The sequence below is a fragment of the Fibrobacter sp. UWS1 genome, from assembly GCF_002300445.1.
Classification (GTDB): domain Bacteria; phylum Fibrobacterota; class Fibrobacteria; order Fibrobacterales; family Fibrobacteraceae; genus Hallerella; species Hallerella intestinalis.
In genome coordinates, this window is the sequence record NZ_NSGW01000001.1 from 1,637,783 (window position 1) to 1,652,014 (window position 14,232).

14 protein-coding genes are annotated in these 14,232 nt (G+C 47.0%); 7 read left to right on the top strand and 7 right to left on the bottom strand.

The features are described 5' to 3' along the window. The first annotated feature begins 13 nt into the window (after nt 1–13). Complete coding sequence (locus BGX14_RS06950) at nt 14–1,474, top strand: radical SAM protein (RefSeq protein ID WP_233126436.1); 1,461 nt, start codon at nt 14–16, stop codon at nt 1,472–1,474. Nucleotides 1,475–1,480: 6 nt separating this feature from the next. On the opposite strand, the gene BGX14_RS06955 is transcribed toward BGX14_RS06950, so the two are convergent. From BGX14_RS06955 to BGX14_RS06975, 4 genes are all read right to left on the bottom strand, one after another. After that, nucleotides 1,481–2,812 (bottom strand): hypothetical protein, encoded by a 1,332-nt coding sequence (locus BGX14_RS06955; RefSeq protein ID WP_095879458.1) that lies wholly within the window; start codon nt 2,810–2,812, stop codon nt 1,481–1,483. 4 nt (nt 2,813–2,816) lie between these two features. Beyond that, nucleotides 2,817–3,269: a hypothetical protein gene (locus BGX14_RS06960; protein WP_143394175.1), complete on the bottom strand. Its 453-nt coding sequence runs from the start codon at nt 3,267–3,269 to the stop codon at nt 2,817–2,819. Between the two features lie 165 nt (nt 3,270–3,434). Further along, entirely contained in the window at nt 3,435–5,351 is a 1,917-nt protein-coding gene (locus BGX14_RS06965) for a cellulase family glycosylhydrolase (protein ID WP_143394176.1), read from the bottom strand. A gap of 258 nt (nt 5,352–5,609) precedes the next feature. After that, a complete protein-coding gene (locus BGX14_RS06975) occupies nt 5,610–5,993 on the bottom strand; it encodes a hypothetical protein (RefSeq protein ID WP_095879461.1) in 384 nt (127 codons plus the stop codon). A 790-nt stretch (nt 5,994–6,783) separates the two neighbouring features. Between BGX14_RS06975 and rffA the strand changes: the two genes are divergently transcribed. From rffA to BGX14_RS07005, 6 genes are all read left to right on the top strand, one after another. Further along, nucleotides 6,784–7,917: a dTDP-4-amino-4,6-dideoxygalactose transaminase gene (gene rffA / locus BGX14_RS06980; protein ID WP_073301674.1), complete on the top strand. Its 1,134-nt coding sequence runs from the start codon at nt 6,784–6,786 to the stop codon at nt 7,915–7,917. Nucleotides 7,918–7,935: 18 nt separating this feature from the next. Beyond that, nucleotides 7,936–9,195: an acetyl-CoA carboxylase biotin carboxylase subunit family protein gene (locus tag BGX14_RS06985; protein ID WP_095879462.1), complete on the top strand. Its 1,260-nt coding sequence runs from the start codon at nt 7,936–7,938 to the stop codon at nt 9,193–9,195. A 217-nt stretch (nt 9,196–9,412) separates the two neighbouring features. After that, complete coding sequence (locus tag BGX14_RS06990) at nt 9,413–10,546, top strand: Gfo/Idh/MocA family protein (RefSeq protein ID WP_073301669.1); 1,134 nt, start codon at nt 9,413–9,415, stop codon at nt 10,544–10,546. 11 nt (nt 10,547–10,557) lie between these two features. Further along, nucleotides 10,558–11,496 (top strand): glycosyltransferase family 2 protein, encoded by a 939-nt coding sequence (locus BGX14_RS06995; RefSeq protein ID WP_073301667.1) that lies wholly within the window; start codon nt 10,558–10,560, stop codon nt 11,494–11,496. A 1-nt stretch (nt 11,497) separates the two neighbouring features. Beyond that, nucleotides 11,498–12,355 (top strand): ABC transporter permease, encoded by an 858-nt coding sequence (locus BGX14_RS07000; protein WP_073301665.1) that lies wholly within the window; start codon nt 11,498–11,500, stop codon nt 12,353–12,355. Nucleotides 12,356–12,363: 8 nt separating this feature from the next. Beyond that, on the top strand, nt 12,364–13,113 hold the full coding sequence (locus BGX14_RS07005; protein WP_073301663.1) for a ribonuclease domain-containing protein: 750 nt from the start codon (nt 12,364–12,366) through the stop codon (nt 13,111–13,113). Here the strand turns inward: BGX14_RS07005 and BGX14_RS16055 are convergent. From BGX14_RS16055 to BGX14_RS16065, 3 genes are read right to left on the bottom strand one after another with little or no spacing between them, the layout of a single operon-like run. After that, nucleotides 13,110–13,415: an ImmA/IrrE family metallo-endopeptidase gene (locus BGX14_RS16055; protein WP_233126437.1), complete on the bottom strand. Its 306-nt coding sequence runs from the start codon at nt 13,413–13,415 to the stop codon at nt 13,110–13,112. The two genes, BGX14_RS07005 and BGX14_RS16055, sit on opposite strands and share 4 nt — an antisense overlap. A gap of 4 nt (nt 13,416–13,419) precedes the next feature. Next, a complete protein-coding gene (locus BGX14_RS16060) occupies nt 13,420–13,641 on the bottom strand; it encodes a hypothetical protein (RefSeq protein ID WP_233126438.1) in 222 nt (73 codons plus the stop codon). Continuing rightward, entirely contained in the window at nt 13,634–14,023 is a 390-nt protein-coding gene (locus tag BGX14_RS16065) for a HigA family addiction module antitoxin (RefSeq protein WP_233126439.1), read from the bottom strand. Before BGX14_RS16065 ends, BGX14_RS16060 begins: the two co-directional genes overlap by 8 nt. Nucleotides 14,024–14,232: the final 209 nt, after the last annotated feature.

A 14,232-nucleotide genomic window follows, 5' to 3' on the forward strand; every position in this document is an offset into this window, starting at 1 on the left:
GCCTTATTTCCCTATGTTCAGCCGGGAATCGCGCAGCCCGTGCGTCACCAAATCCAGCACTCTCTATTGGCCCATGTTTTTGAGCTACGCCGCAGGAACCGTCGAAGCCGATGGCAACCAGATTCAGCTCGTAGATAGTCCAGCGATGGATCTCGATTTGGAAAAAACGGTCGCCAAAATCCGGGATTTTCAACCGGAACTGATTATCGCAACGACAAGCACGCCGAGCATCATCAATGATTTGTCCGTCATCAAAACGTTAAAAGTCATGTTCAACGTCCCCACCGCCATTATGGGAACGCACGCGACAGCAGAACCGCTCGAAAGCCTGCAAATGGAACCGAATCTCGACTATGTGATTATCGGCGAAGCGGATTATACCGCACGGAATCTGGTTCGGCTTCTCCGCGGTGAAATCGCCAAGCCCTCGGACATTGCCGGACTTGCTTATCGCACGCCGGACGGCGGCATCGACTTTCAACCCGAAGGTCCGAAAATCGCCAACCTCGACGAAATCCCGTGGGTGAGCAAGACTTATTACAAGTATCTTTTTTCCTGCTACAAGCGTTATTTTTACGGAGCGAACCTCAACCCGATAATCGTGATTCTTTCGGGGCGCGGCTGCCCAAACCGTTGCAGCTATTGCGTGATTCCGCAAACGCTGAATGGTCACGTATTCCGGATGCGCTCGCCAAAAGACGTTGTGGACGAACTGGAATACATCAAATCGCATTTTGAAGATTTGGGCGAAGTCTTTTTTGAAGACGACACTTTTACAGCCAACCATAACCACGTCAAGGAAATCTGCGAAGAAATTCTGCGAAGGAAACTGAAAATCACTTGGAGCTGCAACGCCCGAGCCGACGTGCCTCTGGAACTTTTGAAACTGATGCACAAAGCAGGCGGACGCGAAATGTGCGTGGGCTTTGAAAGCGCAAGTCCCGAAGTTTTGCAGAATATTCACAAGGGCATCAAGAACACCGACAAGGCCGTTCAATTTATGAAGGATTCCCGCAAAGCCGGATTTCTGGTGCACGGCTGCTTTATGGTCGGGAACCCCGGCGACACGCCAGAAACGCTCCGGATGACGCTGGACTACGCCAAAAAGTTGAACCCGAATACCGCCCAATTTTATCCTATCATGGCTTATCCGGGAACGGAAGCCTACAAAGAAGCACTGCAAAGCGGAGCACTCGAAAGCCGAGATTACAGCCAGTGGCTCGACAAAGACGGTTTTCACCGCACTACCATTCACCGTGGCAACCTTTCCAGCCAGGATCTGGTCGATTTCTGTGACAAGGCGCGCCGGGAATTTTACCTGCGCCCGAGTTACATTTTCCGTCAGGGCATTATGGCCATCAAGAACCCCAAAGAACGCTACCGCGTATTTCGCGGATTCGGGACTCTAGTGAAGCACCTGTTCCGCAAGCACGGCGAAATTGCTGCTCGGCAAGCGCCGACCAACAAGCGCTGAATACGATCACTTGATTTGCACGCGGAACAATTCCGATTCGACTTTCACCCAGAAGCTTCCCGACGAAGGAAGCTTTATTTTTAAGTCACCCCAAACGCTTCCACGCTGAACAATCTGACCTAGAGAATTGACTACGGCGAAATTTTTGCGCACATCCGAATGAATCCACACAAAGGAATTTTCCGCGTGGACGCCAACACCATTTTGCAAAATCTTTTTCGCTATCGCTGAAGCTTCCAGCGCATACGGCAAATAGAATGCGCTATCGCTCACGGAGTCGCGGAAGTAGATGAAGTAATCGCCCGACGGTAAATCGCAAGACTTCCCATGCACAACAATCTGCGGTTTACAACCCCAGTTTATCTCGCCCAGAACGCACAATCCCGTTATTTCTAGAAGTTGCTCCTCCCGAACAAGGACGGAATCCGTTGAATAGAAAGAATAGTATGTCGGAAAAATCTCGGCGTTGAACGTATAGCATCGAGGTTCAAAATTTTCTTCAAGGCAATGTTTTTTCAGCGGACAATTTTTCCGAATATCCGTTTGATAGACGATTCCCTCTTCATGGTGCTCGCTACAATTATAATTCAAATCCGTAACAAGAAAAAGCGAATCAGCTCCATTCTGTTCGAATGCAATCAACGCAGTTCTGCCCAGCGCATAGCCGTTCCTTCCAATAGGCGATGTCAACAGGCTATCGCTTTCCCGATAGATGTAAAAACCCTTGGGCTGATATTCTCCGGCATTCCATTGAAAGCGAAACCATCCGGGGTTTTCGCCGTCTGCAGTCATCTTCCAGCGAGCGGACGCATCCTTCGCATCAACGATGACTGGAATTTCTTCGATCCAGTCCTTGTAATCGGGCACCAGAAAATATAGAGTAAAAGCTTTTGAACTCGCAAGATAGCCGGTCTCCGAGCGAACATCCCATACATAAAATCCGAATTCGGAATTCTCATCGGGCCACTTACTTTCTTCTGGAACGTAAAAAATCGAACCCTGTCCACGGAATGAGACTTCAAACAACATTTTAATCGGAATCTGCATGGAGGACGAAGCCGGAAATCCGCCAAAGCCTACTGGCTCCGAAAATAACGAGTCCCGCCCGCTGTAAACGAGAATGGAATCGGGCAAGGAATTTTCATCCCACGAGTAGTGATACCAGCCAAGCGTGTCTGCGGTCATCGACCATGCCGAACTCCTATTCGAATTTTCCACAATGACCGGCGTCGAATCAAACCAATTTTTGGTGTAAGGAGAAAGAAAAAAAAACGTTCTATCGGCGGAAAAAACAGCGACCGCCGCAATCAAAACTCCCCATAAACTTTTGATGACCATACCCCTAGTTCCTCCAAACATAAATAAAATTTTCTTTAGGATTAAAATCTACCCGGAAAATTTTAGTGCGTTGATGAACAACGATATCTTTTGCAAGGATCCTTCCGTAATAAATCTTTTTTGTCTGCCCGATGATAATTTTGGCTAAAGGCGCATACAATGTTCCACACAAATCCCCTTCAATATATATTGTCCCCGATTTATGCAGAACAAGCATGAAGCCGCTAGCCACGGAATTCCAATAATTCATATCTTCAAGCGGCCTATTTGAAGAGGTTTTCCAATTTAACTTTCCATCGACATTTAATATCGTTTTCACCCCAGGATTTGAAAACTCAATTACCGCGCCCGGTTCCAACTGTAAAAGTCCTCGGACAAACATTTCTCCAAAATGATTTTCAAAGCACATCTCCTTGCAAAACACTTTACAATATAATTCATTTTTAATAACCGGCAAAATGTAAAAAAATATTTTTTTTACAATCGTTCAAACTAAATTTTCTGTTTCATACCAAATAGCGTATTCAATCCCTTTCTCGCTTTCCCAAGTTTCACCATTCTCGAAATTCTACAAAAAAAGCGCCTTCAAAAACTTGAAAGCGCTTCGACAAAAACAAGCCTGCTATTTTTTTAGATTCAACGCCTTGTCGATACCTTCAATCAAAGCGCCATTTTCTACGACAGCGAATCCTCCCGTATAGCCCCAATGCTGCCAGGCAATCTGAAGCGTATCGCAGATTTCACGAACGGCAGTCAGATAATTCAGCACACTTTGCGGATCCGATTTAAGACTGTAAGCGCCAAACTCATTCCACACCAGCGGAACCTGATTTTTCACCGCCCATTCTTTTGCCTTCAACGCACGGCTCAAAATATAGCCCTTGCTGCCAGTCTTATAGTAATTTTTCAGAGCCGATTTTGCCGAACTAGGCGTCGAAGCGGTAACACCAAAATCCGCCGTATATTCCGACCATTCCTCTGGATTGTAGGGGAACTTCACTCCGCGAATCGAAGAATAATCCGTCCAAGAAGCTCCTTGGTGGGTAAAGAGGAACGGATCATAGGAGTGGATTGCATAAACAATATTGTCATCGGCGAACGGTTCGCGCTTTACCAGAAGATCAATAGAATACCATTGGGCGTCGCCAAAAATAATCGTGTGCTTGACATCCACGGAACGGATGGAGTCAATCATGCTCTGGGCGGCAATGGTCCAATTCGCCGCCGTCACCTTGCCGTTCGTCATATCCGGTTCGTTCAGCAATTCAAAGAACAGGTCTTCGCGTTCGTTGTCCGCATAATGCGCGGCAACAGCTTTCCAAACTTCGGACATCATCTTAATATACTGTGCATCTACAGAAGATTCCTTATTGTAGCTGTTGTCGTATTCGTGATAATCAATCGCCAAAGACATATTATAACGCTTTGTCCATTCCACAAAGGAATCGAGAACGATAAAGATGCTGTCACTCATGACAAGTCCCACCGTTCCAGTGATATCATTCAAAAATTCCGAACGATTCGTCACATAAAGATCCAAGTCTATCGGCAAGCGCAACGCCTTAAATCCGCTTTCGGAAAGGAGTTTCACATCGGATTCGTCATGCTTAAAAGTGCCATCGAATTTGCCCTTCGCCTCTTCGAGCCAGTTGGTAAAATTCACGCCCTTGTTTAAATATTTCATGACTTTTTCCTGAAGCGGAGTCGTGACAGCAACATCCCCAATGGTCAAATTGTACACTATCGGATCCCGGATAGTCATATCAGCCACTTTCGGCGGCAAATCGCCCTCCTTGACAAAGTAAATATCGTCCACGATCAGCGAGTCCGTTTTACCGTTACCTTTTACCTGAAAACTGACCGCATCAAGATGCTTCGGATCAAACTCCACGGGAATTCCCCAACCGCCCTGCATCAAATCGCTAAATGCGACCGTTACCGTCGTCCAAGTCGTCGATTTTTTCTGAGAAGAGAGATGGACATCATAATCCGTAACATCGGTGGTTTCCATATGAAGATAGTGGGCGGCACCCTTGTAAGAATAGCGGATACCCGCATATTTGCTGGCATCTACTGAAGAGGGGATTTTAAAACCCCAGCCGACAAAAGGATCGAATTCATAATCCGCTTTGACGAGCGAAAATTCCGCCTTGAAAGCATACTTGGAACCGTTGTCTGTCGGCGAAGCCGCAATGGCGCTATCCGCATCAACTGCCGTCGTAATCGTCGAAGCACCGCCATTTCCCGCGTCGTCGTAAGTGTACCAGAACGTACCTATTGCTGTTTCTCCGTTGCCGTCTTCCATGTCATCTAGAAGAAGCCCGTCTTTAGGAGCTTCAACCGAAGCAGAAGAAGCCGCCGAAGAGGAAGAGAGCTGTTCCCCAGTAGAATCCGACGAAGAGCTGAGCTCGGGAAGTTCTTCCGAAGAAGAGGATTCGATTTCCGGTTCCGAAGAACTGGAACTGTCATCAGAACAGGCACTGGCCCAAAAGACCAAAGCTGCCGCCGCAGGAAGGATTGCCAATTGACGAAAACGCATAAAGCCTCCGATAGTGGGATTTTGTCTCTTTTTAAAATAACGAAAAAAAAGAAACACGTCTGTTCTGAAATAAATAAAAATAAAGAAGCCCTAGCAACTGTAGCGATTCTTTTTTGGATGCAAAAGTAAACAGTCCGGAAATAAAGCAAAAAAAAGGTATTTTCCATCCGGTTTTGCAAAAATTATTGCAAAAGAAATTCCGTTTCAAAAGACTCTCATCCTTCCCCAAAACCGTCTGAATACTAAAAACGAAGATTTCTATTTTACAGCCATGACTTCCCCTTTGCCAAGAATCTTGTTCATCACCGTCTTTTCCTTTTCTCGTTTCGATTTTTTTAACGCCCCTCTTCTATAAGGTATCATTTTGTGCAATGTCTTAATTTTAGCGTTTCTATTCGAACGCACAAAAAAATTCTGAGGGTAATCCTTTTTTTCGTCCTCTGTTTTTATACGCCTATCTATCCAATTTTTTAGAAGCGTTTGCCGGCGCGAAAATTTACTTTTGCTGGATTTGGATTTTTTTACATCATCCGGAAACACCTCATTAGAACAGGTATTTTTTCCTATCTCTTTTGGCAATTTTTGTAGCGGGCTGGGGAGTATTCTTCGACGCAGCATTCTCCATGACGCTAAACGCTTCATTCGGCATCGCCAAATTTACTGGTGGGGAATTTTACTATTCTTCGTGATTCCCGTCTTCGCCAACAGCCTTGACCGGATATTTTTCAAAAAAGCCTTTGAACAAGGCGGACAAAAGCTGTCCGGCATCATCCTGTTAATAACCCTGGCATCATTTTGTTCATCCTCTTTACTTTAGGGAATTTGCAAGAGCGGATTTCCATTTTTATTCTGCAATTTTAAAAATTCAACTTTCTATCTTTTCCTTAAGTTTTGGCAAGTTTTGTTCTCACTGGAAAGTTTTACTGCAACTTCATGTAAAGACGTGTGCTAGAGGCTAGATTAGCCTAAAATTTTTCAAACATACCAATCTGCAAATAAACTAACATGTTGTCTTGAAGGAATCATCAAGAGTATACTGATATGTACAATCCGCTCCGGTTCCTCGACCTTTCGAACAATTATGCCCGGTTTTCCAAGAGGTAGCCCCTTTAGACAAAATTAACGCGATCATAAACAGGAACAGGTTCGACAGCGAGGGTATTTCCTTACGGACTATCGGGGAAGCGCAGGCAAAATGATGGGAAAAACGGTACGAAAAACCGAAATGAGGGCGTTCTATGCTATTTTTTAAGTTTGCCTTTAATCTATATTGACCTATTATGCCGACACCCGCAAAAGAAGCGTCCCTTAAAACCACCCTATCCATTGGCCACTGCGCAGCCCCTAAACACCAGGAAGGATTATACGCAATTCAAGGTCGGGAAGGAGATGAAAATTTGCACATTGAAAATTTTAAACCTATATAGTGGCTATGAATGTTCCCTTTAACCAGCCCCCCTTTGTGGGACCCGAGATCGATTACGTAAAACAAGCTGTAGAAAGTGGCCGTATATGCGGAGACGGGCTTTTCAACCAAAAATGCCATGCTTGGCTAGAAGCAAAGACCGGAGCAGCCAGGGTTCTTCTCACTACTAGTTGCACACACGCATTGGAAATGTCCGCCCTGCTGTGCAATATACAGCCCGGCGACGAAGTCGTTATGCCATCTTTCACCTTCGTAAGCACCGCCGACGCATTCGCCATGCGGGGCGCCAAATGCGTATTTGTGGACATACGCCCCGACACCATGAACCTAGACGAAAAGTTACTGGAAGAGGCTATCACTGATAAGACAAAGGCAATTGTTCCAGTACATTACGCGGGTGTGGCTTGCGAAATGGATACAATCAACGCCATTGCAAAAAAACACAACCTATTTGTTATAGAGGACGCAGCCCAAGGAATGATGGCCTCTTACAAGAACAAAAGCCTGGGGACCCTCGGTGATTTCGGCTGTTACAGTTTTCACGAGACTAAAAACTACAGCATGGGAGAAGGCGGCGCGATCCTTATATCCGACAAAAAATACGCCGACCATGCAGAAATCATCCGGGAGAAGGGAACCAACCGGGTGCAGTTCCACCGAGGCGAAGTTGACAAATATACTTGGGTGGAACTGGGTTCCAGCTACCTGCCCAGCGAATTGAACGCAGCCTATCTTTACGCCGAACTGGAAAATGCCCAGAGGATTTTCGACAACCGCATGGCCAGCTGGAATAGCTACCGAGAACGCCTGCAATGTCTAGCCAACGCAGGGGATCTGCAGCTACCCTACATTCCTGAGGAATGCCAGCACAACGCTCATATGTTCTACCTGAAGGTTGCGGATTTAAAGACCCGTACAGCCCTCATCGCTCATTTGATGAAAAATGGAATCTTGGCGGTGTTCCACTACGTGCCGTTGCATTCCGCGCCTGCGGGCAAGCGATTCGGACGATTCTCAGGCGAAGACCGCTACACTACTCAAGAAAGCGATAGATTGCTCAGATTGCCCATGTTCTACGGGCTCAAGCAAAGCGACCTGGAATTCGTGTGCGACAAGGTAAAGGAATTTTTCTGGAAATAGGGATTGCACCATTTGAAAATGAACAGTAAAACTCAAAAGAAAATGCTTCTTCTCGGTGGCGGGCATGCCGAAATCCCGCTGATTCAGGCTGCAAAGGCTCTGGGATGGTACGTGATTACCACCGGGAACGCCAGAGAGGGCCTGGGCCACCCCTACGCCGACAAGAACGTTTTCGCCGACTTTAGCGACAAGGAAAAGATGCTGGAACTGGCCCGCCGAGAAAACGTACAAGCGGTGTGCTCCGGCTGTAACGATTTTGCCCTGCTTTCTACGGTTTACGTTTGCGAAAAATTGGGATTTCCCGGCCACGATTCTTACGCAACATCGCTAAAACTCCACCACAAAGATAAGTACCGAGCCTTGGCCACACGTCTCGACATTCCTACGCCTCGGGCCATTACAGTTACCACAACCGACGCTGACAATAACTTTGCCGATTTTGAAGCTGCCGTCGCGGGCAGCAACACTGCATTAAACGGAACGGCTCTTACCTTCCCTCTGATAGTTAAGCCCGTAGACCTTACGGGCGGCAAAGGTATTCATCGAGTCGCGACCATCGAAGAAGCCAGGACCGCCTACAAAGATGCCGCCAGCCGCACCCGGCAAGACCACATTGTTGTAGAAGAATTCGTACAAGGGACCAACCACGGGTTTTCAGCCATGCTGGTCAAAGGCAAAGTAGCCTTTGCCTTCGCCGACAACGAACAATATTATATCAACAAGTACATGGTCTCGGGAGCGAACTCGCCTAGCTCCACATCTGTCGCGGGCCTCGCGAAACTTCGGGACTATAGCGAACACATTGCCAAAGAACTTCATCTAGTCGATGGCATTCTGCACATCCAGTACATCGAGAAAGCCGACGGCACTCCCATCATTATTGAAATTTGCCGACGCCCTCCTGGAGATTTGTACATAAAGTTTGTCAAATACGCCACCGGCGTGGACTACCCGAAATTTATCATTATGGCCGAAACCGGCATGGATATTTCCAGCATTGCCGACGTGCCTAGCAATGGATTCTGGTTGCGTCATTGTCTTATGGCAGACAGGCAGGCCGGCGAAAACGGATGCAAGGGAATTGTTCGAAATGTACTTTTCGCTCCGGAAATTGAACAAAACATCGTAGAAAAATTCCTTTGGTACAAACCCGGCGAAATAGTTGCAGACAAACTCATCTACAAGGCGGGAATCGTCTTCTTCAAGTTCGAGACCTTGGAAGAAATGCAGGACAAAACCGCCCGCATGACAGAACTCGCCAAGGTCATTGTGGAATAAACACCGTCTGCGCCACTTCGCTAGTCAGTTTTTCTTCATCTTGGAAACATAGTCGCGGCTATCCGACAAAACCTCTACTTTCCTTGGAACTTTGGAGCTTATTTTGAATTGCAAACGTAACGATAGTCAAAAGCGATATTTCCCCAAATCGCCGGTCTCCTTTTTTGTTAGATTTCAAACTGATTCAAAAAGTTTTATCAGACACCAATAATTTCAAATGATGAACAAGGAACCATACCAGATTGCGTTTATCGGGGGCGGTATCAACTCGGCCATCGGAGAAGTTCACAAGGCAGCAAGCCAGATGGATGGCCATTTTGAACTGGTGGCAGGGGCTTTCAGTACTCACTTTAAAACCAATGTCGAAACGGCAACCGTCTGGGGAGTTTCTCCGGAACGCACTTATGGCAGCTATTGCGATCTGTTCCAATCCGAAAAAGGTAAGTTGGATGCCGTCGTGGTATTAGCCCCTACCGACCTGCATAAAGACATCGTCATCGGTGCGCTCCGTGCCGGGTTCCCCGTAATTTGCGAAAAGTCCCTAGCCACCAGCGTGGCTGAAGGCGAAGCCATCGCAAAAGTCGTGGCCGAAACCAAAGGGTTCTTCTGCACTACCTACAACTACACCGGTTATCCCATGATTCGGGAACTGAAACAGTTCATAGCCGACGGCAAATTGGGCAAAATCCAGCAGGTGCAGGTGGAAATGCCCCAAGAAGGCTTTATGCGGCTAGGATCCAACAACGAACCGCCTAAGCCCCAGAGCTGGCGTCTAAAAGACACCGTGATTCCAAAAATTTCCCTGGATTTGGGGAGTCACCTCCATAACATGATTTATTTCTTAACCGGAGAAAAGCCGGAGCGCATCGTGGCCGACCAGACCACCTTCGGCTTGTTCCGCCAGATTGTGGATAACGTAGGAGTTCTGGCCCAATACACCAACGGCGTTCGGGCTCAGATGTGGTTCAGCAAAACGGCTCTCGGCAACCGCAACGGCCTTCGCATTCGGGTGTATGGCAGCGAAGGCAGTGCCGAATGGTTTCAGCTAGAACCGGAAACCCTAAAAACCTGCGATATCCGGGGCAACGTATGTCTGCGGGACCGCACAGGCGACGTGAAAATCGCCAACCAGCAGCGTTACAATCGTTTCAAGGCGGGCCACCCCGCAGGCTTTATCGAGGCATTCGCCAATTACTACAAGGACATCGCCGATTGCCTAGGACAATATTTCGCCACCGGTAGCTTTACAAGCCAGTATGTCTGCGGCATCCGCACCTCGCTCGAGGGACTCTCCATGATGCAGGCCGCCGCCAAGTCCGCCCAGAGCAGCAAATGGGAACTGGTACAATAAGGAAATCCTAAATGAAAATTTCTTTCGTAATTCCCTGCTACCGCAGCGAAAAGACCATCGAAACCGTGGTAAATGAAATTTGCGCCACCGTGCAAAATCAAAACGCAAAATCCAAAGATGGCCGCATTTTCGACTACGAAATCGTTCTGGTAAACGACTGCAGCCCGGACGGCGTTTGGGGTAAAATCAAGCAGCTCGCATGCGCAGACAAAAAAATCAAGGGCATTTGCCTTGCAAAAAATTTTGGACAGCACAACGCACTGATGGCAGGCTACGCAGAAGCCTCCGGCGATTACGTGATAAGCCTTGACGATGACGGACAGACCCCGGCAAGCGAAAGTTTTAAGCTCGTCAACAAACTCGAAGAAGGCTTTGACGTTGTTTACGGCTATTACGAACATTCCGCACAACATCTCTTTCGCCGATTCGGAAGCTGGGTCAACAAAAAAATGGCGGAAGCGATTATCGGGCAACCGACGACTTTAAAGACGACGAGCTTCTTTATTATGAAGCAGTTCATCGCAAAAGAAATTGTGCAATATCCGAATCCGTTTCCATACATCAGCGGCTTGATTTTTAGATCGACCAAAAATTTGGGAAACGTCGCCGTAAGCCATCGCCACCGTTTGCAAGGCGAATCGGGTTACACAATCGCCGGATTGATTGGGCTTTGGGTGAACGGCTTTACCGCCTTTTCCGTCAAACCTTTGCGCGCCGCTACATTCATCGGCATCCTTTGCGCTATCATTGGATTTGCTGCAGGCCTTTTTGTGATTTATGAAAAGCTGACCGTTGCATCGGCGCCGATCGGTTACGCAAGCCTTCTCTCGACGCTTTTGTTTGTCGGCGGCATGATCATGTTCCTGCTCGGTCTCATCGGCGAATACGTGGGGCGCGTTTATATTTGCATCAATCAGGCTCCGCAGTACGTGATCCGGGAAAAGGTTTAACATGACAGAAGGGCAGAACAACTGGACAACCGTCATCAAGCCGAAGACAAGTCTGCTGAGCGTCGACTTTCACGAACTCTGGCAGTACCGCGATTTGTACCGCATGTTCGTCAAGCGCGACATTGTGACGTGGTACAAGCAGACAATCCTTGGACCGCTTTGGTTCTTTATCCAGCCGATTATGACGACGATCATGTTTATGGTCGTTTTCGGCGGAATTGCAAAGATCAGTACCGACGGACTTCCGCAACCGCTGTTCTATTTGGCGGGAATTTGCCTTTGGCAGTATTTTGCCGAAAGCCTGAACCAGACCAGCAAAACGTTCATCGACAATGCAAATGTTTTTGGAAAGGTTTATTTTCCGCGTTTGGTCGTTCCCATGGCGACCGTGACAAGCAACCTGGTGCGCCTTGCGATTCAGATGGGGCTCTTCTTTTTGGTGTTCGCGTATTACATGATTTTTACGGACGCGCCCGTGCACCCGAACCTGTATTTGCTTTTGACACCGGTGCTAATTTTGATCCTTGCCGGGCTTGCACTCGGATTCGGCGTGCTGTTCAGCAGCCTCACGACCAAATACCGCGACCTTACTTTTTTGCTGACTTTTATTGTGCAACTTTGGATGTACGCAACGCCGGTAATTTACCCGCTCAGCACCATCGAAAATCCAAAGCTCAAATTGCTGATGCAGGCGAATCCGCTCACAAGCATTATGGAAACATTTAAGTTCGGCATGCTTGGCGTCGGCGAATTCAGCTGGGCCGCACTCGGCTACAGCGCAGGCTTTGCGGCTTTGCTTCTCGCGCTCGGCGTTGTCGTGTTCAACAAAATCCAAAGAACTTTTATGGACACGGTGTAAAAGCCATAATGACCACAAAAGCCTCAGTAATCCAATGGAATTCCGAAAAAGCCTATGGCTTTGTTTCGGCAGATGGTATCAGATACTTTCTTCACGTTTCTGCATTAGGGCCCATTTCTCGTTCACCTCATACAGGCGATTCCGTTATTATTTATTCAGTAAAGAAAACAGAAAAAGGCTTTCGCGTAGAGAAAGGCCTTCTTGAAGGCGTCCCTTTGATTCCACAAAAAAAGAATTTACAATCACAGAAGTCAGTCAATATCCACAGCTATCGCCCCAAAAAGTCGTTTCGAAATTTCATGTTCACCCTGTGCATGATTCTCGCCGTAATCTTCGGGATCAAGAACATCATCGACAACATAGGCGTTTCATTTAGCAGCGGGTTTTCCAAATATACGGCAAACACATCCAAAGCACAGCAATACACCTCTAAAGATGAAGTCGCCAAATTCATCTGCGATCATGGATACTTGCCCCCCAACTACGTAAGCAAAGAAGAAGGCAAACAACTTTACGAATCCAAAACTGGTAAAAGCTTTAGGAAATGGAATTTCAATCCATTGACAACTCTCGGCGTTATGATTGGAGGAGACTCTTTTAGCAATCGCGAAGGATTACTCCCCCAAGATTATTACCAAGAAGCTGATGTCGATTATTTTGGAGAAAATCGAGGGACAAAAAGACTTGTTTATAGCAGCAACTGCAACATCTACTACACAAGCGATCATTACAAATCATTCACCCGACTTTCTTTTTAAAAACCCGCATCTGTCATGCACTTTTGGGCGAAGCAATTTGCTTCGTCTTCTTTTTCTGGGTAGTTGTGCGTGACGCCAATGTTCTGCAAACAAATGCCTTTTTTGCCGTGATACAGCACATATGCCAATTCATGAAAGAATGTAAACCACATCGCGAAACGTTTTTCAAAACGATCGTGCAGTTGAACGACAGGAACATCCTTGTACCAACGATACATGCCATGAATCGGTGCGCTCTTGAAGTTTTGCACGAACAACACACGAATGCCAATTTTACGGCATAGTTCCTGCAAATCCATCATGCAATCATCCACAACATCCGCTTCGGGAGTCGTATAAGTGATTTTTTTTCGCGCGTTTCGGAAGCTCCTTATTCGCCGCCGCAAAAGCGATGATTTCTGGCAAAGCAGCCTTGAGTCTTTTGCGCACAGGAATCTGTTCCTGTCTTTCCATAGGATCACGGTCCGCAAGAATTTCTCCACGGCGAATCCAAGCCGAAGCGGCATAAGGATCCTCAACTTCAGCCAAAGAAATACGGAACGCAACTTTTAAGCATACATCTTTTATTGCCACCTACCCAGCAGCGATCCGTCATCTCGCTCGGGAAAGACTTCTCCCAAAGGCGCTGATCATTCAGCGAAGCCTCCAACTTTTGGCGAGAAAGAAATTCATCGTAAGAAATTTGGCGACGCAACCAGTAATTCGCCGAAATTTCAGTAATCATTTCGAGCGCAATCGCGACTTCTGGCGTAATTCGACAATTGCCTTGCAAAATGTCGTTCACAGCCTTAGGCGTATAGCCCATGCGCGCCGCAAGATCATTTGCGTCCAACCCCATTTCTTTCAGCTTTTCCGCCAAGTCGCTTCCTGGAGGGGAAACCTGCCAAAGAACCTTTTTCCCGTCACCCATAAAAACCTACCCGTGGTAATTCACCACTTCTAAGATATTCGCAACCTTTTCATTTGCCCAGCGCACATCTCCGAATCTTTATCTGAAAATAAAATCTGCACGGCATTCCTAGAATTTTAATACACCTATAATTTAATGCAAAATTTTAACCAAAGCGAGAGGCAACTCATTTTTCAAAGCCTTTAACATGAGGATTTTTGTGTGGCGGA

Coding starts and splice junctions, on each gene's coding strand:
- BGX14_RS06950 (WP_233126436.1), top strand. CDS start 14: ATGTTCAGCCGGGAATCGCGCAGCCCGTGCGTCACCAAATCCAGCACT.
- BGX14_RS06955 (WP_095879458.1), bottom strand. CDS start 2,812: ATGGTCATCAAAAGTTTATGGGGAGTTTTGATTGCGGCGGTCGCTGTT.
- BGX14_RS06965 (WP_143394176.1), bottom strand. CDS start 5,351: ATGCGTTTTCGTCAATTGGCAATCCTTCCTGCGGCGGCAGCTTTGGTC.
- BGX14_RS06975 (WP_095879461.1), bottom strand. CDS start 5,993: ATGAAGCGTTTAGCGTCATGGAGAATGCTGCGTCGAAGAATACTCCCC.
- rffA (WP_073301674.1), top strand. CDS start 6,784: ATGAATGTTCCCTTTAACCAGCCCCCCTTTGTGGGACCCGAGATCGAT.
- BGX14_RS06985 (WP_095879462.1), top strand. CDS start 7,936: ATGAACAGTAAAACTCAAAAGAAAATGCTTCTTCTCGGTGGCGGGCAT.
- BGX14_RS06990 (WP_073301669.1), top strand. CDS start 9,413: ATGATGAACAAGGAACCATACCAGATTGCGTTTATCGGGGGCGGTATC.
- BGX14_RS06995 (WP_073301667.1), top strand. CDS start 10,558: ATGAAAATTTCTTTCGTAATTCCCTGCTACCGCAGCGAAAAGACCATC.
- BGX14_RS07000 (WP_073301665.1), top strand. CDS start 11,498: ATGACAGAAGGGCAGAACAACTGGACAACCGTCATCAAGCCGAAGACA.
- BGX14_RS07005 (WP_073301663.1), top strand. CDS start 12,364: ATGACCACAAAAGCCTCAGTAATCCAATGGAATTCCGAAAAAGCCTAT.
- BGX14_RS16055 (WP_233126437.1), bottom strand. CDS start 13,415: ATGATGGATTTGCAGGAACTATGCCGTAAAATTGGCATTCGTGTGTTG.
- BGX14_RS16065 (WP_233126439.1), bottom strand. CDS start 14,023: ATGGGTGACGGGAAAAAGGTTCTTTGGCAGGTTTCCCCTCCAGGAAGC.